20 protein-coding genes are annotated in these 20,175 nt (G+C 39.4%); 18 read left to right on the forward strand and 2 right to left on the reverse strand.

From position 1 onward, the window contains the following. The first annotated feature begins 108 nt into the window (after positions 1-108). From ABES02_RS07225 to ABES02_RS07265, 9 genes are all read left to right on the forward strand, one after another. A complete protein-coding gene (locus ABES02_RS07225) occupies positions 109-1,155 on the forward strand; it encodes an autoinducer 2 ABC transporter substrate-binding protein (RefSeq protein ID WP_430132598.1) in 1,047 nt (348 codons plus the stop codon). Positions 1,156-1,272: 117 nt separating this feature from the next. After that, positions 1,273-2,790: a sugar ABC transporter ATP-binding protein gene (locus ABES02_RS07230; RefSeq protein ID WP_430132600.1), complete on the forward strand. Its 1,518-nt coding sequence runs from the start codon at positions 1,273-1,275 to the stop codon at positions 2,788-2,790. A 1-nt stretch (position 2,791) separates the two neighbouring features. Beyond that, the gene (locus ABES02_RS07235) at positions 2,792-3,799 is read left to right on the forward strand and encodes an ABC transporter permease (protein WP_430132602.1); all 1,008 of its coding nucleotides are present in this window, start codon (positions 2,792-2,794) and stop codon (positions 3,797-3,799) included. Positions 3,800-3,801: 2 nt separating this feature from the next. Then, positions 3,802-4,785: an ABC transporter permease gene (locus ABES02_RS07240; protein ID WP_430132604.1), complete on the forward strand. Its 984-nt coding sequence runs from the start codon at positions 3,802-3,804 to the stop codon at positions 4,783-4,785. A gap of 86 nt (positions 4,786-4,871) precedes the next feature. Next, a complete protein-coding gene (locus ABES02_RS07245; protein ID WP_430132606.1) occupies positions 4,872-5,852 on the forward strand; it encodes an aldo/keto reductase in 981 nt (326 codons plus the stop codon). 94 nt (positions 5,853-5,946) lie between these two features. Then, positions 5,947-6,798 carry a TIM barrel protein gene (locus ABES02_RS07250; protein ID WP_430132608.1) on the forward strand — a complete coding sequence of 284 codons (852 nt, stop codon included), beginning with the start codon at positions 5,947-5,949 and terminating at the stop codon, positions 6,796-6,798. 21 nt (positions 6,799-6,819) lie between these two features. Further along, positions 6,820-7,890 (forward strand): Gfo/Idh/MocA family protein, encoded by a 1,071-nt coding sequence (locus ABES02_RS07255; RefSeq protein WP_430132610.1) that lies wholly within the window; start codon positions 6,820-6,822, stop codon positions 7,888-7,890. Between the two features lie 99 nt (positions 7,891-7,989). Next, a complete protein-coding gene (locus ABES02_RS07260; protein ID WP_430132612.1) occupies positions 7,990-8,226 on the forward strand; it encodes a hypothetical protein in 237 nt (78 codons plus the stop codon). 122 nt (positions 8,227-8,348) lie between these two features. Continuing rightward, positions 8,349-8,783 carry a GlcG/HbpS family heme-binding protein gene (locus ABES02_RS07265; protein ID WP_430132614.1) on the forward strand — a complete coding sequence of 145 codons (435 nt, stop codon included), beginning with the start codon at positions 8,349-8,351 and terminating at the stop codon, positions 8,781-8,783. A 183-nt stretch (positions 8,784-8,966) separates the two neighbouring features. Here the strand turns inward: ABES02_RS07265 and yhfZ are convergent, their stop codons facing one another. After that, positions 8,967-9,902: a GntR family transcriptional regulator YhfZ gene (gene yhfZ / locus ABES02_RS07270; RefSeq protein ID WP_430132616.1), complete on the reverse strand. Its 936-nt coding sequence runs from the start codon at positions 9,900-9,902 to the stop codon at positions 8,967-8,969. Between the two features lie 362 nt (positions 9,903-10,264). On the opposite strand from yhfZ, the gene ABES02_RS07275 reads away from it, so the two are divergent. The 9 genes from ABES02_RS07275 (at position 10,265) to ABES02_RS07315 (ending at position 18,763) form a co-directional block, all read left to right on the forward strand. Then, positions 10,265-11,605 carry a YhfT family protein gene (locus ABES02_RS07275; protein WP_430132618.1) on the forward strand — a complete coding sequence of 447 codons (1,341 nt, stop codon included), beginning with the start codon at positions 10,265-10,267 and terminating at the stop codon, positions 11,603-11,605. Positions 11,606-11,740: 135 nt separating this feature from the next. Then, positions 11,741-12,130: a DUF2620 family protein gene (locus ABES02_RS07280; RefSeq protein WP_430132620.1), complete on the forward strand. Its 390-nt coding sequence runs from the start codon at positions 11,741-11,743 to the stop codon at positions 12,128-12,130. 116 nt (positions 12,131-12,246) lie between these two features. Beyond that, on the forward strand, positions 12,247-13,524 hold the full coding sequence (locus ABES02_RS07285) for an alanine racemase (protein WP_430132622.1): 1,278 nt from the start codon (positions 12,247-12,249) through the stop codon (positions 13,522-13,524). Positions 13,525-13,564: 40 nt separating this feature from the next. Beyond that, complete coding sequence (locus ABES02_RS07290; protein WP_430132624.1) at positions 13,565-14,662, forward strand: SIS domain-containing protein; 1,098 nt, start codon at positions 13,565-13,567, stop codon at positions 14,660-14,662. A 116-nt stretch (positions 14,663-14,778) separates the two neighbouring features. Then, entirely contained in the window at positions 14,779-15,462 is a 684-nt protein-coding gene (gene rpe / locus ABES02_RS07295; RefSeq protein WP_430132626.1) for a ribulose-phosphate 3-epimerase, read from the forward strand. Positions 15,463-15,628: 166 nt separating this feature from the next. Continuing rightward, the gene (locus ABES02_RS07300) at positions 15,629-16,009 is read left to right on the forward strand and encodes a PRD domain-containing protein (protein WP_430132628.1); all 381 of its coding nucleotides are present in this window, start codon (positions 15,629-15,631) and stop codon (positions 16,007-16,009) included. Positions 16,010-16,092: 83 nt separating this feature from the next. After that, entirely contained in the window at positions 16,093-17,007 is a 915-nt protein-coding gene (locus ABES02_RS07305; RefSeq protein ID WP_430132630.1) for a phosphotriesterase family protein, read from the forward strand. An 18-nt stretch (positions 17,008-17,025) separates the two neighbouring features. Continuing rightward, a complete protein-coding gene (locus tag ABES02_RS07310) occupies positions 17,026-18,261 on the forward strand; it encodes a phosphopentomutase (RefSeq protein WP_430132632.1) in 1,236 nt (411 codons plus the stop codon). Between the two features lie 76 nt (positions 18,262-18,337). Next, complete coding sequence (locus tag ABES02_RS07315) at positions 18,338-18,763, forward strand: IS110 family transposase (protein ID WP_430132634.1); 426 nt, start codon at positions 18,338-18,340, stop codon at positions 18,761-18,763. A gap of 367 nt (positions 18,764-19,130) precedes the next feature. On the opposite strand, the gene ABES02_RS07320 is transcribed toward ABES02_RS07315, so the two are convergent. Continuing rightward, positions 19,131-19,898, reverse strand: coding sequence for an HAD family hydrolase (locus ABES02_RS07320; RefSeq protein ID WP_430132636.1), 768 nt, complete (start codon positions 19,896-19,898; stop codon positions 19,131-19,133). Positions 19,899-20,175: the final 277 nt, after the last annotated feature.

A 20,175-nucleotide genomic window follows, 5' to 3' on the forward strand; every position in this document is an offset into this window, starting at 1 on the left:
GTAATCCGTTACATAGGGAGGTGATTAATAAAGAATAGGCTTATTAATTTAGTAATCTAAATTATTTTAAGAAGCAATAGAAAAAATTATTATTTGGAGGGTCAAAAAATGAGGCACAAGAAGGTAAAGTTATTTAGTCTTATTGCCATTATTTTAGTTAGTGTGGCACTTGCAGGATGTGGGGTAAAAGTTCCTGGGAAAAATGAAAGTGTTTCCGGCGAAAAAGCTTCATCTAAGAAGGAAGACGGAAAATATACAATCGCTTTTATTCCTAAACTCGTAGGGTTTCCGTATTTCACCTCAATGAATGAAGGTGCTCAAAAAGCAGCAAAAGAATTTGGAGTTAACGTTATATACCAAGGATCTACAACTGCGGATGTTTCGGAACAATCTAAAATTATTAGTGGATTAATAGACCAGGGTGTAGATGCAATAGGGGTTGCCGCTAATAGCCCTACAGCTTTAAATCAACTGGTTTCAAAAGCTAAACAAAAAGGCATTATGTTTTATACTACTGATTCAAATGTAGACAGTTCGGATAATTCATTGTTTGTTCAACAAGCATCAGATAAAGATCTTGGGTATGCTATGGCGGATAGCATTGCTGAGCAAATTGGTGGAGCGGGAGATATTGCTCTACTATCTGGGGGTTCAACTGCTACCAATTTAAATGCATGGATTTCTTTTATTAAAGAACGCTTAAGTGCAAATCATCCAAAAATCAAAATTATTGATGTTCGTTATGCTGGAGAAGATACTAATGCTTCAACACAAATGGCGGCTCAAGTGATTGCAGCAAATCCGGGTCTAAAAGGATTTATCGGTGTTTCTGCAGCTAATACCCCTGGTATAGCTGAAGCAGTTAAACAAGCGGGAAAAACAGGGAAAATTGCAGTTACAGGTATCGCACTTCCTAACGTAGTTAAACCATATATTCTTTCTGGTGTAGTTAAGGAAGCTATTTTATGGGATCCTGTAAAGCTAGGTTACCTTACTGTCTGGGGAGTTCTTCAAGAGTTAGAGGGTAAGCAACTCGCGGAAGAGAACGAAGTACCAGGTGTAGGCAAAGTACACTACGATAGTAATACAAAAACATTACTTTTAGGTCCGCCGCTTATATTTGATGCATCAAATATTAAAAAATATAATTTCTAAGCATTATTAATTGGTTGGTAAAATTCGAGTTTGCTCTATAAAACATTATTGAATTTAGTAGGAAAGTTTAGTAGAGCAAACTCTGATCTTTATTAAAGTAAAAAAGGAGCCTATTCAATGACAGAATTGTTGAAATTGGTGAATATATCAAAATCATTCGGGGGTACTCATGCGCTAAAAAGTGTCAACTTAACACTTGAAGCAGGAAAACTTCATGCAATCGTTGGTGAGAATGGTGCAGGCAAATCAACGCTGATTAAAACTATTATGGGAGTGCATCAGCCAGATACAGGACAAATTATTGTTGAAGGAAAACAGGAAGTTATTGGTAATCCATCGATTGCAAAGAATCTTGGTTTTTCAGCTGTTTTTCAAGATCCATTAATTTATCCACATTTAAGTGTACTAGAAAATATTTTTTTGAATGGGCCAATTCTCAATCGATTCGGGAATTTAGATTTCCGACAAATGGAAAATAAAATCACCCCTTTTTGTGAGGAATTGGGATTTGATACGAAGTTATTACGTAAACCGATGAGTAGTTTACGTTTAGGTCATAGACAACTTGCAATGATCCTTAAAGCACTTGTTGAAGATGCAAGACTTATTATCTTTGATGAACCTACTGCAATTCTATCTGCAGGAGAAATAGAAAATCTTTTTAATATTATTAGTTATTTAAAAAGATCAAATAAAGCAGTTGTTTATATATCACATCGTCTTGAAGAGCTTATGAGAATTGCCGATGAAGCAACTATTCTTACTGATGGTAAAGTAGTTGGTTATCAAAAGAAAGAAGAACTTAATGTAGATACTCTCATATCAATGATGTCAGGAAAAGAAGAACGGGAATATCAGCATGACGTGAAGCTTTATCAACCTGATGTAAAAAATACTCCCGTTGTTGAAATAAATAACATGTGCAAAGAGGGTACTTACGAAAATATTTCTTTAAAGATATGGCCTGGTGAAGTTCTAGGAATATATGGCCAGGTTGGAGCTGGACGAAGTGAAGTTGCATTAAGTTTATTTGGATCGAATCCAGCCGATTCCGGAGAGATTTATGTTGATGGTAAGAAAGCTAATATCCAAAAACCATGGGACGCAATAAGACAAGGGATTGGATATCTGCCTGAAGATCGGAAATCACAAGGTGTTTTTTCATTTCAATCAATAGAAAATAACTTAATTAGTGTTATTTTTAAAAAACTAAAAGGTCCGTTATCATCATTAAGCAGAAAAAAATCAAGTGATCTTATTACAAAGTATCAAAAAATCTTAAATATAAAATATGGAGATCCTTCCAATCCTATATCAAGTCTATCTGGTGGGAATCAGCAAAAAGTAATCTTTGGGCGTTGGATGGCTGAAGATCTAAAATTGCTGATCTTAGATGAGCCGACTCAAGGAATCGATATAATAACCAAACGACAAATTCATGAACTTATTCATTCTCTTGCTAAAAAAGAAGGATTGGCTGTACTTGTTATAACATCTGATTTGCCAGAATTATTGTCTGTGAGCTCCCGAATACTGGTCATGAATCGAGGACAAATTGTCGCCGAATATGATGAAGCTCAAGAAAATTTAGCAGAGAAATTATTACGAAATGCAGTTGGAATAGGGGGGAAATAGATTGCCTGAATCAATTTTAAGTCCGAATTCCAGTCAGGTTCAGAGTACGAAAGTAAATGCAGTAAAAGGAAATATATTTTTGAAGTATGAGGTGATACTTTCGCTCCTTATTGTCGCGATTGTTATCAGTATGACAATTGCGGATCCTCAAGGATTTTGGAGCCAAAGTAACATTAACAGTCTACTAGTAAGTATATCAATAGTTGGTATCGCAGCTATTGGAGCAACCCTTGTTATTTTGACCGGTGGAATCGATATTTCAGCAGGATCAGTACTAGGTTTAGTTTGTACTGTCGTTGCAGTGTGTGGTCAATACAATTTACCTTTATTTTTAATTATCATTTTGGCTTTAGCTACTGGTTGTATAGCGGGTTTACTTAATGGATATTTAGTTGCTTTCATAAAACTTCCCGCTGTAATTGTTACGTTAGGTACTCTTAGTATATGGAGGGCGGGAGTATTCACCTTATTGGGAGGGCAATGGGGTACAAATATCCCTGATGAATTTTCGAAATGGTTCATTATGACAAAAATATTAGGGATTCCTTTATGTTTTTGGTTGGTAGTCATTTTGGTCCTAATCTTTGGGTATTTAATGCGTAATAGAAAATGGGGGCGTTATATCTATGCCCTTGGTAATAATGAAGAAGCAACAATATTTTTTGGCTTGCCAACAAAAAGAATTTTGCTCTTAGTATATTTCCTTTCTGGTTTATTAGTTTCGATTGCAGCCTTCTTTTCATTAGGGCAATCACCCACAGTACAGCCTTCAACTGGCCAGGGTTTTGAACTTTCAACCATTGCGGCTGTTGTAATTGGTGGAACAGCTATAACTGGAGGACGCGGAAGTATTATTGGAGGATTACTAGGTGCAATATTAGTAGAATTGGTAAAAGATGCGATAATCCTTTTTCATATTCAACCGTTCTGGACAGGGGTAGCGATTGGCACGATGATTATAGTTGCGGTGTTGGCGAGTCTGTCTACGAAAAAAGGAGGAGCAAATTAGAAATGCGATTTCGACCCTTTTTTAAAAACTTAAATCAATATAGTTCATTGATAGGACTAATCATTTTAATAGTAGTTGTTTCTAATATTGTATTTCCTGGAGCTACATCCTTAGAAAATATTGCCTCCATGAGTATGTTCGGGGTAGAAGTTGGGCTTATTGCATTAGGGTCGGCTTTAATCATATTAGGTGGTAATGGAGGAATTGATTTATCCGTAGGAGCCATATATGCACTGACACAAATTATTGTAGCCCAGCTAATGGTACATGGAGTAAATATGTGGTTGTCAGTTTTAGTAGGGCTAATCGCTGGTTTATTACTAGGAGGGATAAACGGATATATAGTAACAAAAGTTGGGATCCCTGCTATCATTACAACATTAGCTACAATGTATGCGTATAACGGAATTGGCTTAATTTTTAGTAATGGTGTAAATATCTCTAATCTTCCTAAGGAATATGCGATTTTTGGCCAGGGAATTTTATGGGGTGTACCATTTCAATTAATAGCTGTATATTTGCCAGCTCTTTTGATTTTTTGGTATTTGATAAGCAGATCGGTCTATGGCTATCAATTATATTTAACAGGAACAAATGACTCGTCTGCAAGACTTTCCGGAATTAATACGGACAGAATTCGTTTGGCAGCTTATATGATAACAGGATTATTAAGTGGAATGGCTGGAATCATTGGAAGTTCTAGGCTGTTAACGGCTCGACCTGATGGCGGGGACATCCTTAATCTGCAGGCGATAACTATAGCGGTTCTTGGAGGAACAAGTATATTCGGAGGGCGAGGTACTGTAATAGGCACCTTTTTAGCAACCATTGTTATTACCATGATTTCCTACATTTATAATCTAGTTAACATCAATTCGGTAATTCAAACGGGAACAATTGGATTAATTCTAATTTTAGTAACATTAAGTCAAAATCGAATTAGTGAATGGGCAAAGCTTTTAAAAAAAATACCATCAAGAACATGAAAATTATCAGATTAAAGTCAGGGTAATTTAAAGTCTAAATTATCGTTCATTTTCTTATAATTCGCTTGTACCAGGGAGGTGTTTTAGTGAAAAGGAAGACTATTACTGGAACAGAATTAAATTGTTCTGTACTTTCACTTGGAAGTTTATATTTTGGCAGTAAGATTGATGAAGTGGACTCCTTTCGTTTATTAGATTCGTATTTCGATAGAGGTGGGAATTTTATTGATACTGCCCATTGTTATGCCAATTGGCTCCCGGTTGAATCAAGTATCAGTGAAAAAACGATTGGCAAATGGATGAAGCAAAGAAGAATTAGAAATCAAGTAGTAGTAGCAACAAAAGGTGCACATCCGAAATTTGAGTCTATGGATGTATCCCGAGTAAGACCGCAAGAGATTTTACAAGATTTGAATGAAAGTCTTCGCCATTTACAAGTTGATACGATTGACTTGTACTGGCTCCATCGAGATGACCCAACTTATCCTATCGAAGAGATATTAGGATTACTAAATGATCAGGTTAAGGCGGGGAAAATTCGATATTTTGGCTGTTCAAATTGGACAACAGAAAGGATTCGTCAAGCAACACAGTATGCTATAGACCATGGTATTCAGGGGTTTTGTGGGAATCAAATGATGTGGAGTCTCGCGGAAGTTGATCGAACAAAATTAGAAGATCATACATTAGTAACTATGGATGAAGATATGAAGCAATTCCATGAAAAGACACAGATGTCGGCTATTCCTTATTCTTCACAAGCTCAAGGAATGTTTACAAAGTGGGAAAATAAAGTTTATTCATTACATGATGAAAAAATTAATAGCATTTACCGTTCTCAAGAAAACTGGGAGCGATATGAGAGAGTACACAAGGTTAGTGAAGAACTCTCGTATTCTGTAACACAAGTTGTACTTGGATATTTACTATCACAATCTTTTAATACTTTTCCAATTATTGGATGCCGGTCACTGGAACAGCTGGAAGAAAGCTTAAAAGCCGTAGAGGTGAATTTAGATAATAGGCAACTTAGCTATTTAGAAAAGGGGGTGGTTTCTAGCATTTAAAAATTTAGGACAAATTAAACATGGTGATGAATGTTTTAATAATTATTATAAAAAAAATCTTGAAAATGATTATTACAATTTTGGGAGGAATAATATGTTTAAGTACAGTTTTTGTAATCTCGTTTGGTTTAAGGAAGAATTATCAAAAAGTGTCGATCGCTTGGCTCGATTTGGGTATGATGCAATTGATTTGTATGGGGAACCAAGTGCATATAAAAATGATGAGGTAAGACAAATACTTAAAAATAATGGTTTGGTAGTTTCTTCAATTTGCGCTCTTTATTCAAATGAGAGAGATTTGGCACACCCAGATCCAAAAGTTCGTAAAAATGCACAAGAATACGTAAAAAGTGTCATAGATATGGCAGCTGAAGTCGGGGCTTTAACCTTGGGGATTGCTCCAACAGCCTGCATGAAAACGGAACCATTAGCTAGTCCTGAAGATGAATTGAAATGGGCAGTGGAAGGGATTCAGCAAGCAGCAGAACTTGCTGAAACACATGGAATTAAGCTGGTCTTTGAAGCTTGGAACCGTTATGAACATTACTGGTTAAATCGTGTCGATCAATGCCTAGAGCTTATGAAACAGGTAGATCGTAAGAATGTAGGAGTCATGGGGGATGTTTTCCACATGAATATTGAAGAGACCTCAGTGGCCGATGCACTTAGGAATGCTGGAAGCAATCTATTAAATATCCACTTAGCTGATAGTAATCGAGCAGCTCCAGGTGTTGGTCATTTTGACTTCGTTCCAGTCATGCAGGCATTAAAAGATATTAATTATCAAGGATATGTATCGTATGAAATTCTACCAGCAGCAGCAAATCCATTTGGTGTACTTGAAAAAGGTGTTGGAGAAGAATGGCTTGATCAATATGCAGAACAATGTATTACTCATATTAAAAATATCGAGAAATCTCTATTACAGAACACTTTAACTATTTAATTACTAGGAGGTAGTTTAATCATGACTAAACAAAAAACATTAAAAATTGTACAAGTTGGTATTGGTGCTTGGGGATATAGCTGGATAAAGGTCATTCAAGAATCTTCTGAATGGGAATTAGCAGGGATCGTTGATCTAAATAGTGCATTATTGGAGAAGGCATGTGCGGAGTATGGAGTTGATCCAAATACAACTTTTACTAGTCTATCAGAAGCAATTGAAAAACTTGATGCAGATGCTGTTCTTGTTACGACTCCGCCTGAATATCATGCCCCTGTCGTCAATGAAGCACTTGAAAAAGGCTTAAATTGTATTGTTGAAAAACCTTTGGCAGATACCGTTGAAGCTGCAAAGAGTATGGTGGAAACGGCAGAACGCACAGGGAAGAAATTAATGATCAGCCAAAACTATCGTTTTAAAAGAGCTCCTCGTACTGTAAAGGAAGTTCTAAAATCAGGTGTTGTTGGAGAAGTAGGAAACGTATTTATCAATTTCCATAAAGCTCCTGTGTTCGAAGGATACAGAAGCGAAATGGATGAACCACTTTTAACTGATATGGCCATCCATCACTTCGATCAAATTAGAAGTATTTTGGGAGTAGAGCCAGTAAGTGTTACTGCGACAAGCTGGAATCCAAAATGGAGCTGGTTCAAAGGAAATGCTGTAACACAGGTTAGATTTGATATGTCCAACGGATCAAAAATTATTTATAACGGTAACTGGGTTTCTACAGGTTCTACCACGACTTGGGATGGGGATTGGAATATTCAAGGTGATGGTGGAGAAGTTTACTGGTCAAACAATAAAGTTGTTGTCCGTACGAACGATCTGTACAAAACTGTATTTATGAAGGGCGCAGTTGAAGTAAACGGCGAGCTTCACTATGATCTCGTGAATCTTCCATCCGAAGAAAGATTAGGCAGCTTATATGAGTTTGCTTCCGCAATCAAGGAGGATCGCCAGCCGGAAACATCTGGAGCAGACAATATGAATAGTATTGCCATGGTTTTGGGTGCTCTTCTTTCTGTGAAAACTGGAAGAACAGTGACGATTGATGAAGTGTTAGGCAAGCCTGCTTTAACAACTGTTTAATAGATGTGATTTTTAATATGAATAAAAAAGGAACGTAGAAGCTGCTTCCAAGTTCCTTTTTTATTTGTCTATTTTTTAATAAGAGTTTTTGAATGTAGAATGGTGGAGCGCCGCAGGGATTGGGCGAATGAAATTTTGTTAGAAGATCCTTCTCTGTTTATTGTAGAAGCAAGATCTGCGATTTATCATCCGGGCGGACATAATGAAGGATGGCCGGATGCTTTGAAAAACATGATGCATGTTATTTATGGCTTTCTAAGATCTTTAATACACATAGAAATGTGTCCATCTATTAGGCTTGTCCGTTTTCAAGCTCCTGCAATTACGGACAAATAAGTATAAATTCAACCTCCGACTAAAAGGAAGATATTAAAGGAACATTTTAATTGTAAATACATCTATAATTTATCTTTTCTTTTAAATTTTTAAAGCATCATCAACAGAAGGGGGTGAGTGTAATGTCGTATGTATTGTATATACCAAAAAAATATATTTTGCCGCAAGAGCTGGTTATGAAAATGGTTGATGCTGCTATAAGTAAGGCTAAAGAGCTGGATATAAAAATATGCATTGCAATTGTTGATGACGGCGGGAATTTATCAGGATTTATTAAAATGAATGGAGCTAACATTCTTCCAGCTCAAATCGCCCAAACTAAAGCTTATGCAGCACTTGGGTTTGGACTGCCTACAGCTGATTGGTATCCAATGATTAAAGATAATCCGGCTGTATTACATGGACTAGTACAAGCTGACAGAATGACCTTTTTAGGAGGAGGTTTACCCATTTTTATAGAAGGCGAATTGGTTGGTGGTATTGGTGTTTCTGGTGGTACATCAGAACAGGACATTGAATGTGCACAAACAGCTCTTCAAGTAGTCAAAGATCATTAAGACCAAATCGGTGATACCAATATGTTTCGATAAATTTACCCGACAATCCATTAAACTTCTAAAAGAAATCGTTGAAAACGTTAAAAAGTTATTATACACAGATGACTTGGGGATTGTATCGAGGGAATCTGATATAATCCCCATTGGGAAAAATGATTATTGAATTCAACGATTCTTTCTCTCCTAAAACTTAGGAGCCTTCAACCCTTTAATAACTTGTTTTTGCACTTCTAGGACTTTCTCTGTATCTATTATATGATCCAGGAAGTTTCCAAAATTTGATTCCTTTTGGGTAACAATAACAGACTCTGTACATTTTGATAGGATGCCTAATGCCCGAGGATTACGTAAAGGAATCATCTTAAGCGGAAGATTTTTTTCCATAATCTCATCTACATTCCATACTGCAGCATCAGCTTCCCCGCGCTGCAGCATGAGGGGTATTTGCATATAGCTGACTTCTATGAATTCAACAGACAAATCGCTAAACTCAGCTTGGGTAAGTGAGAGCTGATCAATGGAATCTTTGTCTACACATACTTTAATTCCATCAGTAAAAGTATTTTCCGTATTTTCAGGGACTAACACGACATGGTTGGATACATGGCTTCCGCTTCCGAAACCACACCAAATCTCCAGATCCGGATCTTCTGAGCATAGTTTCTCTCCTGAAAATCTGGAACAGACCATAAAGTCAGTCCGGTTGTCTTTCAAGGATTGTGACCTTGACAGGACCCCACGCATGAACGCCAGGGCAAAGGGGATGTTTTGTTCATTAAAAACATGCTTAAGGCCTGTAGCAAGGCCAGAAAAACGGTTAGTGTAAGGCAGTGCCATTGCTCCGAATACTACTTCTCGTCCGGTAGCCTGCCAAAGTATTGGGTAATTGATTTCTGCAATATGAGTACCCTTATGTCCTTTGGCAGCCAATCGTAATGCTCCCATATCCGACAGGATTTGGAATGCAGCTTGAATTGTGCCATTTCCTACACCGAACTGAATGGAGTAATCGGTAATCCGGGGGATCCTGTCTCCTTCCTGAAACTTTAAGAATTCTTTTGCTAACTCCGCGGCGATTGCACCTTGCTTACTAAAAAGATATTTTGGCAATTTGGTCAAATAAGTCCCTCCTCTATGAAAAGTATACAACATTTACGTTTTTCTTAATTATAGGGTAAGAATCCTATCACAGGAATATTTGCAAACCAAAAGAAACCTAATAATGTAGACGATGGAAATTACCTGGTCAAGTTATTCTAAGTATTGCTTGTTTGCTTGTTAATATTTTCCGATTCTATCATAACACATTAACCAATATCCTGAAAATTGTAAATAAAAATTCTGATTTTTTAAAAAGTTATATTGACTCAGTAAACAGAATACTGTAAATTGGTTATATACCAAATGGAAGCGTTTTTTAGTCTTGTGGATGATTGATCCGTCAGACAATCAACGTGACCAAAATTAAGGAGGGAAAAAGTATGGAACACACATGGCCTATTTTTGGGCTGGAGCCAATGGCAGCAAAAATCTTATTTTGTGTAGTGTTTGGTGCATTCAGTGCGTACCTGATGAACAAGTCGATCGCAACTTTTCATGATGGTTTACGTCCAGTTTTACCGGAATTTATTGAAGGGCGTATGGGACGTGCACAGCTGACTAGTATTTCTCTTGCCATCGGTATTGGGTTTGTATTAGGATGGGCTCCATTTACACTGACTACTGGACTTATTCTTGTTGGTCTTATTCTTTTACCTGTAGACTCGATCGGAGCCGCATCTCCTAAATGGTGGATTGCCCTAATTGGTGGCGGTGCCTGGGGCGCCTTAATCGCTAGTAGTCTTGGAGGAATACAAGCAGCTTCGAAAATGCTTCCAGTGGATATCCTCGGTGCGCTTGCCGCTCTTGCAACTCCATTGGTCTTCGCTTTTGTTGCCTTTCCTGTGGTTGCGGTTGGGTTTCAATTCGGATGGAAGAAAGGTTTTATTGCACTGACGGTGGCTGTTGCAGCACGCCAGCTCCTAAGCGCTTTTGGAACCTTTACCTTGATGGGAAGTAAGATTTCACTCAGCCCTGACGGTGCAGCGATGTTGTTTGGTATGGGTATGTTAATTGTATTTGCTATTCAAAAAGATAGAAAGATTAATAGAACTGTACAGGCAGAAGTTGCAGCAGCTGCTGCCGAAATGGACGGAGCAGGAGAAGGATTCTTTGGTGAGCGTTCAGCAAGAATATTTAAGAGTCTCCCATTACTTGCTATTCAAGGAGCAATCATAGCTTTCGGTATCAGGGCAGGAATCATAGCCTGGCAGCCAACGGATGTCATGTCTGCTGCGGCAGGAAAAATGACTGAGTCAGGAATTCTCTCGTTGGCACTTGCATTTGGTTTCGTACCTCTCATTGCTACAACGGCTCTGACAACAGGCGTTTACGGAACTGTTGGTCTCTGTTTTGCAGTTGCCGCTGGATATTTTTCTCCAAACCCATATGTGGCATTGATTGCTGGTGCCGTGGTTGCCAGCTTGGAAGTTCTTTTACTTCGCCAAATCGGTAAGCTTCTTGATCAATATCAGACATTGCGTGAATCTGCAGAAAGTCTTCGGCTTTCTATGGATAAAGTTGTGACTTACGCACTTTTAGCCGGATCGATGGTGGCAGGAAACCAATTAATTCCTGGAGGAACAGGTTACTTCTTAGTCGCAGGTTTGTTTGTATTAAATGAATTCTGCGGACAAAAGTTAATGCCAATGGCAGCGGCTCCTGCAGCAGCTATTATTACAGGTATCCTTGCGAACGTTTTCATGCTTTTAGGATGGATGTAGCTGTAAATAAGGGGAATCTGTATATGAGATCTCTGATTCCCTAATTGTTATTAAATGAAAGATTCATAGATTATCAAAATCAGGAGATCATTTTGAAGTTTTATCATTCTATTTAACTAAAAAGGAGTGAAATGTATGTCTGAAATCAAAAAAATCCGTATTATGAGCACTGGTTTCGCCAAACAGGCTATTGCTGATGCTGCTAAAAAAGCAGGCGGTGAACTTGTGGAAATAGAGATCCATTCTGATATGGCTGGAGCACGCAAGGTGAAGAGCGGGGAAGCAGATTATTACATCGGTTCTTGCTGGAGTGGTCATGGTGGAGCACTTAGCATTGCAATCGGCGTTCTGGGGTACAGCAATTGTACAATGGTGACGACAGCGTCAGGGCATCCGACACCAGAACAAATTAAGAATAAAGTAAAGGAGAAAGACTGGAAAGCCTTCGGAATTAACGCAGGTCATGCACCAACGGCCGTTCCTCACATCATTGATGCTCTGTTAGAGAAGAATGGATTAAAGTAGTGAAATTACTAAACTATTTTTCTTGAAAAAAAATTGATTAATAAATTCCAAACGATGATTCATTCATTATAGACAACAACACATTAATTATGGTCAAACCTTAGGGGGAGAATAGGATGTTTTTAAATATGACAGTGCAGCGGAATCCTGATCTGATCCGTACGGCAGCGCTGTTACATCGGGAAGGTGAGATACCTGCCAATACTTATGTACTCGATGTGGATGCTATTTACGAAAATGCAGCTGCTATTAGGGAAGTGGCCGATGAGTATGGTGCTTCTCTTTACCAAATGACGAAACAACACGGTCGAAATCCAATAGCGGCTCTTGCAGCGGAAGCCGCTGGTATTAAAGGAGCCGTATGTGTGGATGTGGATGAAGCCCGGGCTTTGGCCTATTACGGCGTTACGATTGGCCACGTAGGCCATCTGCAGCAGATTCCAGACCATTCGATTGCAGATGTGCTTTCTTATAAGCCGGAAGTGTTTACGTGCTTTTCAGTAGAGAAGGCGATTCGTGTTGGCCAAGAGGCAGTTCGGCTCGGAAGGGAACAACAGGTGTTGCTTCGGGTTCGTGCAAACGAAATTGAGCAAGACGATTTTCACCCAGCACAGGAAGGTGGCATCCGCCTCGCTGATCTGGAACAGGCCGTTCGAACTCTTGACGGGATTCCCGGAGTGCGTCTGGTTGGGGTGACGACACACCCAAATTTTCTTTACCAAGCAAGCAGTGGGAAAGTTACTCCTACAAAAAATTTCGATACGCTGCTCCAAGCTGCAGAAATCCTGCGTCGGTGCGAAGTGGATGTCATACAGGTGAATGCGCCTGGCGTAACGTGCTGTGCAACTATACCCGAGGCAGCTTCGCAAGGTGTCACACATGTGGAACCGGGCAGTGCCCTGATTGGGAATACTCCACTTCACGCTATCAAGGATCAGCCTGAAATCCCAGCCATGTGCTATGTAACGGAAGTCAGTCATTTAGTGGAGGACAGCGCTTTAACGATCGGCTACGGATTTTATCCGCGCTCCCACTTAAAGGAGGCACTGGTCGGTTCTAATCCGGAGGTGCTCTTGGAACAAAGGTATCCAGCCAGCAAATATCCTGCAGAGGCAATCGATTACTACGGAAAACTAACGATCCCGTCAAATAGCCGGAAGCCAAAGGTAGGAGATACAGTCGTATACGCCTTCCGCTCCCAGGTTTTTGTCAGCAATTCCTTTGTGGCGCCCCTAGTAGGCTTAAGTGAGGGTAAACCGAGATTGGCAGGATTGTGGAATTCCGTTGGATATCCTGTCGACCGTCAAGGCCGTCCCCTCCCGTTAGAAGAAGGGGAGAAGATGATTATTCAAGCAGGATATAATTTTTCAAATACCAAAACATTAAGCCGGTAAGAAAACTGTTCTACAGTGAAGAAGGAGAGAAAGAAATTTTATGAACAAGCAAGAAATTAATATAAATGTCGAACAGCAGTACCGTACTAGATACCTTGAAGATGTATTGACCCAACCTCAAGCCCTTCGGGGTCTTATTAAAGACAACGGCACAATACAAGTGTCTATGGACAAGTGGGGAGATGAATGGGAGGAAACAGGTAAACCACTGATTGTCTTCACGGGTATGGGGGCATCCCTTTTTGCGGCGGAAATCGCTCAGTCCTACTTATCACAGAACGGAGTATTCTCCCTTGTGTTACCAACGTCAGACTTAGTCGACCGTCTATCGAGTATTCCGAAGGATGCTTTTTTGATCGCCATCTCGCAATCAGGGGAAAGCATTGAGATGAGAGAGTTAGTGGATATACTAGGGCCGCGTCGCCTTTATGCCGTAACCCGAGTGCCGGTCAGTTTTCTTGCCCAATCTGCACATGATGTTGTTTTGCTGGATCTGCTTCCAGATTTGTCTGTGGCGATTAAAACTTATACAGGTACACTAAGCCTGCTCATGCTGTTTGCTGCACGGCTAGTAGAGGGTAAGGACAATAAAATGTCAGAACGTATCCTCCAAGCTGCAGATATCATCGAAGATCAGCTTCCAGCATGGGAAAGTGAGGCCGTAAATCTTGCGAACAAGATGGGACGTCCTAAGTATACAAGTTTTCTTGGCCGCGGCATCGACCAATACTCGGCTAGGGGGGCAGCTCTGTTGTTTAAAGAAGGGGCTAAGCTTGCGGCAGAGGCCAGTTGCGGTGGTCAATTCCGTCATGGAGCAGTGGAGGTAGTTGACAGTGAGCATTTTACAATCTACTTTGTTCCTCCTAATACAGACCGACGTTATAAACGGGTTAAGGCTTCTGTGGAAGAACTCCTTAATTTGGCAGGCAGAGTAGTAACGGTTGGAACAAATGTGCCAATTCAACAAAATGAAAAATATTTATCCCATTTGTCCGTTCGCGATACAGAGGATCCAATTATAGCTGCCATTGCGGGAATCGTTCCTGTGCAGCTGCTGACTGCATATTTAGCTAAGCTAGCAGGATTGGAAGCTGGAGAATTCCGTAATACTACTCCCGTTATCAATCATGATGCATAAATGGCTCTGCATGAAATCGAGTGAAAAGCAATGAAAAAAAAGCACCAGCACGCATTTTTCAATGGTAAAGCTTTTTTGGCAAATATTCAAAGGCTAGTGATGGGAGTGAGGAAAATATGAAGGTGAAACTATCTCCTTCAATGGCGTGTGCCGATGTCAGTTCACTTGGCCAACAATTACTGGAATTGGCGGAGGCTGGCGCTGACTTGTTTCATTTCGATATTATGGATGGGCAGTTCGTGCCGAACTTCGGCTTCAGTATCGATATAATTCGAGCTCTTCGGCCGCTTACGCAGGTACCCTTTGAGGTGCACATGATGGTGGAAGATCCTGGGCGTTTCACAAGTGAAATCGTAAGGGCAGGGGCCGATATAGTTGTTGTACATGCAGAAGCCACTCGTCATTTGCACCGAACTTTACAAGAAATCCGTCATCATGGTGCGAAGGCAGGAGTGGCAATCAACCCGGCAACCCCATTGTCTTTCATTCAACATGTGCTGCCGTTGCTTGATGAGGTTGTCATTATGACGGTTAATCCAGGATTTGCGGGCCAGCCATTTGTACCTGAGGCAGTTCCAAAAATTACCGAACTGAAAGACATGATCAAATTTCAGCAGCACCATATTGACATTGAAGTGGATGGACACATCGGACCAAGTACAGTTTCAACACTCCTGGAAGCGGGAGCTAATGTATTCGTTTTAGGAACGGCGAGCATCTTTAAGTCTGGTTCCACTCCCGCCGAACTATTACCGAAATTTAGGAACATTATGGAGAAAACAGCTGCTGAAATAGTATGAGAGGGTACGGTGGAGTTACTAGGCATATGAATTTCTTCATCATGTATAAATTTGGTCACTAGATTTAAAACAATTTTTTTCTCATTATTCGAAGCTTCTTTTAGGCCATTGTATCTGATTCAATGGCCTATAATTATTAGCTATATTATCCGATGGAGGTTTGTAAATGGATAGAGTTGAGTTAAAAGAAAGGTTGGAACTGTTATTACCTGCTGGCGTCATTTCAGAAAAGGCCGCGGATATTACTACTAGGGCATTTGAAAACTTAGCATCCATTATGAATAAGACAGACATTTTACAAAGTGAGATGCTATTCACTCATCTTCCTTCCGCTCTTACACGATTGGAAAAAGGAGAGAAAATAGAAGGGCCTCCCGAAGCGTTTTTGGACGAAGTGAAAGAAGCGGGTTTTATGGATTTGGTCGAAAAAGAAATTAATTTTATTGAAAAAGAATTTGAGATGATTTTACCTATTGAAGAAAAGAACTATTTACTTCTCCATTACACATCCGTTTTTCAACAAAACTTGATTGGCACTAAAGCCTAATAAAACCGAGGCTCGAGGCTTGATGATTGCAAGTAATCGCCTCCCATGGTTATCCAGGTAATTCGCAATTAGGAGGATTTTAAATGAGCAATAAAATAAGAACAGTCACTGGCGATCTAACTCCGAAACAGTTTGGAGAAACGATGATCCATGAACATGTGGTATTAGACCTGTCTCATATTAGACAGGATGATGACCCAATCCTTGCAAATTCAGAAATGTTAGACAGGGAACTGGAGCGCCTAAAGGCTTCTGGCTGCGGTGGTATTGTCGAGGTCACAAACCACGGAATGGGTAGAGATGTGAAATCCTTACGTGATATTTCATTAAAACACCATATACCGATCGTTGCGGCTACAGGATATTACATAGAAAAATATTATCCTTCGGAAGTGTTTGAAAAAAGTGAAGATGAGATCGTGGAACTATTTGTTTCCGAAATAACGGATGGGGTTGGAAATTCGGACATTCGTGCTGGAATTATTTCAGAAATTGGAAGCAGCTTACATGAAATGACGAAAACAGAGGAAAAAGTGTTCCGGGCAGCCTGCCGGGCACAAATAAAAACAGGAGCACCTTTAAGCACCCATTGCGAGATGGGAACGATGGGTTCGGCGCAATTAAAAATTTTTAAGGAATTGGGTGCAGACCTTTCCAAAATATCTATAGGCCATCAAGATTTGAACGGGAACCGTGAAGAATATGAACATTTACTAAATTCCGGAGTCTATATCCAATTCGATACCATTGGAAAAAATACCTATCGTCCTGAGGAAGAACGATTATCCGATTTGCTTTATTTATTGGATAAAGGGTACGTAAAACAGTTAATGCTCTCATGTGATATTACAAAAAAATCTTATTTAAAAGTAAATGGTGGATTCGGATATGAATATTTATTCACTCACTTTATCCCAGTTTTAAAAGAAAAGGGGACCTCACAAGAGGAAATAACAACGATGATGGTCGATAATCCACGAAGGTTCTTATCTTTTTAGAGAAAGGATGTGTTAAAAATGAGGAAAAGGGCGATTGTATTAATTCTTGACAGCCTTGGTGTTGGCTATATGGAGGATGCCAAGAATATCCGGCCGAGGGATGTCGGTGCCAATACTTTCTACCATATTCTTGATCAAGCAAAAGAAATGGTCATCCCACAGTTTGAAAGATTGGGGGTGAAAAACATTGTGAATCATCCCCGCTTAGAGAAAAATGGCGGTTTTGCCAGTTATGGAAAGATAAACTTGAAACACTTTGGTGCTGATAGTTTCCAAGGCCATAACGAAATTATGGGAACAGACCCTAAAATTCCGTATACAATGTGTATCTCATCGGTGATCGATGAACTGAGAAAAGCCCTGGAATTCGAAGGATATCGGACTGAAATACCTAATCCTGAATTGCCGTATTTGCTGGTAAATGACTTAGTGATTGTAGCCAATAATATCGAAACCGACTTCGGACAGATTTATAATGTTACGGCTCCACTGGACTACATTTCATTTAATGAGGTTTTAAAAATTGGGAAAATCGTCAGAGCCAATGTGAAAGTCAACCGCGTGATCGCACTTGGCGGAGAAAATATTACTCCTCAGCAGCTTCAAGACTCCATTGAAAGGCGTAAAGACGGATTAGTTGGCTTAAACTCACCAAAATCGGGTGTTTATAAACAGGGTTATCAATGCCGTCATTTAGGATACGGCATCAATCCTGAGACTCAGGCAGCAAACATTTTGGTTCAAAAAGGCATAGATGTCACGTTAATCGGGAAAATGCAAGATGTCATTGATTGCGACGAAGCAACGAAAATTCCCGCAGTGGAAACGGATCTTGTTATGAATAGTGTGCTCGAAAGTATGGATCAGATGAATGAAGGATTGATTGCGGCAACGGTACAAGAAACCGATATTGCCGGACATTCACAAGATGTAGACCTTTATGCACAAAAAATCATGTTAGTCGATCAATATTTGAGTGTTTTGTTAGAAAAAATGACAGAGGAAGATTTACTGATCGTGAGTGCCGACCATGGTAATGACCCTACAATTGGACATAGCCAGCATACAAGAGAAAAAGCCCTATTGCTTGTATACGGAAAAAAATTCCGGCCAACAAATTTGGGTGAACGTGAAACCCTTTCAGATATTGCGGCAACAGTAACTGACTTTTTTGGAGCCAAGTCCCCAGAAAACGGAAAAAGCTTCTATCGACTATTACAGGTGCCTAGTAAAGTAAATAGGTCAAATAAATAGAAAAAGGCCACCGTTTTCATTGTAAAATGGAAGTACCTATCACAAAACTTCCGATATTCCCAAGGAGATGAAAACGATGGCATCTTCATTATTTAACCATATTCAAGGTAGCAAAAGGAGTCGATGGGCAGAGTTTGTAAGAGAGACTGGGACAGAAAATCTAATGTTGGTTGCGATCGATGCTGCAAAGTTTACACAAAAAGCACTGATTTGTACGATTTATGGGGACATTTTAGTGAAGCCCTTTGAGTTTGATGCGTCCATGACAGGTTTTAAATACCTTAAAAAGGTAATTCACACCGAAAAAGAAGTGAACGGACTTAAGGAAGTAGTGGTTGGGATTGAGACTACGGGTCATTTTTACGAGGATCTTGTTCGCCGATGCCAGTCAAATGGCTTCCATGTTCGAACTCTGAATGCAGTTAATACAGCCCAGGAAAGACAAGCCCTATTAAATTGGTCTAAGACAGATAACCTGGATTTAATGGCGATTGTTCAATAAATGAGCACGGCCGGGGGACATCTAATGAGTTAGCGTCAGGTTAGGTGATATTCAAAAACCCTACAAAAACAGTTCTTACAAACGAAAAAAACCAAGAAGACTTTGTGTTGTTGTTAAACTAAAGTTCACGGAAACAGAATGTTAAGATAAATGGGAGAGCATATGACTTATTATCGGATAAAATGATTGAAGAAAAAGTAATAGTTGAACCTTTTGGGGTTATGATATTAATCATATAAGTAAAGAAGTACTTGTTTACAATAATGTGTAATAAAATTAAAAGGACCAAGTAGTATAATAACTATGAGGTCCTTTATATTGAATGAAAGATTATATATATACGGTGATAAAAGCCTTAAAGAAAAATCTAGTATATAGACTTAAGTTGGAGATTAAAGACCTTATTTAATGCCAAAATTACCCCATCCTGATCATTATCCTCTGTAACAAAATCGGCTTTTTCTTTTACGCAATCAGGCGCATTCCCCATAGCAATGCCAAGTCCCGCCGCTTCTAACATCCCAATGTCATTTGCGCCGTTCCCAATCGTTACGACTTCTTCAGGGGATATTCCCAGGTGGGTGATGACCGGTAAAATCCCGGTCCATTTTGATCCCTTCGGAAATACTTCCAAGCGATCTCCTTCATCAAAAGGCGCTGCAGCATCCTTTGCTGTTTTCTGTAAAATGGCCCGCTGCATCTGGTTTACATAAAGTACTAACCGATGTGCATCACGATTTGTATCGTTTAATTCGGAAAGCTCCGCTTCTGGGAGCAAGTACTCGATTCCTTTTGCCGGACGATTAGAACAGGATGATCTGTAAGAGAAATGGATATAAGTATTACCCAATTCTTCCGTTGCGCTGCATAACTGATAGGCAAGGGCAGCAGGTATTTTCTCATCATGTATGATTTCTCCATTAATAAGAGAAAAACCGCCATTATAAGTGACGAAAATGGAAGTTCCGAGCTGCTCTCCATATTTTTTAGCACCATCATAAGATCGGCCTGTCGCTAATCCAACAATGATTCCCTTTTGCTGAAGTTGCTTTACGGTTTGCACCAGCTTCAAACTTAATTCTTCTTTGGAGTCCAGGATCGTTCCATCTATATCAAGAAACACTATGCGATACATCTTTTCACCTCGACGATCATATTTTTATTTCATACTCTATAATAATACAATATACTGATTTTTGTATATTAAAAAATACATTAAGTAAAAGATACAATAACTAGAAAAAATTTCTTTTAGAAAAGTATTGTAAACGGTTTAAATAGATGTTACATTATGAGTGTCGAAAGTACAGAAAATTGTACATTCACATTTAACACAACAACACCTTTCAAAACGCATTGAGCGATTTTATTTTTGCTAAATTATACAAAATACTGTACATTGAACGGATGGT

It is taken from the genome of Neobacillus pocheonensis (assembly GCF_050477905.1).
GTDB classification, from domain to species: Bacteria; Bacillota; Bacilli; order Bacillales; family Cytobacillaceae; genus Neobacillus; species Neobacillus pocheonensis_A.

Excerpts from the sequence above, each read along its gene's own strand:
- ABES02_RS07225 (WP_430132598.1), top strand. The coding sequence starts at position 109 with ATGAGGCACAAGAAGGTAAAGTTATTTAGTCTTATTGCCATTATTTTA.
- ABES02_RS07230 (WP_430132600.1), top strand. The coding sequence starts at position 1,273 with ATGACAGAATTGTTGAAATTGGTGAATATATCAAAATCATTCGGGGGT.
- ABES02_RS07240 (WP_430132604.1), top strand. The coding sequence starts at position 3,802 with ATGCGATTTCGACCCTTTTTTAAAAACTTAAATCAATATAGTTCATTG.
- ABES02_RS07250 (WP_430132608.1), top strand. The coding sequence starts at position 5,947 with ATGTTTAAGTACAGTTTTTGTAATCTCGTTTGGTTTAAGGAAGAATTA.
- ABES02_RS07255 (WP_430132610.1), top strand. The coding sequence starts at position 6,820 with ATGACTAAACAAAAAACATTAAAAATTGTACAAGTTGGTATTGGTGCT.
- ABES02_RS07260 (WP_430132612.1), top strand. The coding sequence starts at position 7,990 with ATGGTGGAGCGCCGCAGGGATTGGGCGAATGAAATTTTGTTAGAAGAT.
- ABES02_RS07265 (WP_430132614.1), top strand. The coding sequence starts at position 8,349 with ATGTCGTATGTATTGTATATACCAAAAAAATATATTTTGCCGCAAGAG.
- ABES02_RS07275 (WP_430132618.1), top strand. The coding sequence starts at position 10,265 with ATGGAACACACATGGCCTATTTTTGGGCTGGAGCCAATGGCAGCAAAA.
- ABES02_RS07280 (WP_430132620.1), top strand. The coding sequence starts at position 11,741 with ATGTCTGAAATCAAAAAAATCCGTATTATGAGCACTGGTTTCGCCAAA.
- ABES02_RS07285 (WP_430132622.1), top strand. The coding sequence starts at position 12,247 with ATGTTTTTAAATATGACAGTGCAGCGGAATCCTGATCTGATCCGTACG.
- ABES02_RS07290 (WP_430132624.1), top strand. The coding sequence starts at position 13,565 with ATGAACAAGCAAGAAATTAATATAAATGTCGAACAGCAGTACCGTACT.
- rpe (WP_430132626.1), top strand. The coding sequence starts at position 14,779 with ATGAAGGTGAAACTATCTCCTTCAATGGCGTGTGCCGATGTCAGTTCA.
- ABES02_RS07300 (WP_430132628.1), top strand. The coding sequence starts at position 15,629 with ATGGATAGAGTTGAGTTAAAAGAAAGGTTGGAACTGTTATTACCTGCT.
- ABES02_RS07305 (WP_430132630.1), top strand. The coding sequence starts at position 16,093 with ATGAGCAATAAAATAAGAACAGTCACTGGCGATCTAACTCCGAAACAG.
- ABES02_RS07310 (WP_430132632.1), top strand. The coding sequence starts at position 17,026 with ATGAGGAAAAGGGCGATTGTATTAATTCTTGACAGCCTTGGTGTTGGC.
- ABES02_RS07315 (WP_430132634.1), top strand. The coding sequence starts at position 18,338 with ATGGCATCTTCATTATTTAACCATATTCAAGGTAGCAAAAGGAGTCGA.
- ABES02_RS07320 (WP_430132636.1), bottom strand. The coding sequence starts at position 19,898 with ATGTATCGCATAGTGTTTCTTGATATAGATGGAACGATCCTGGACTCC.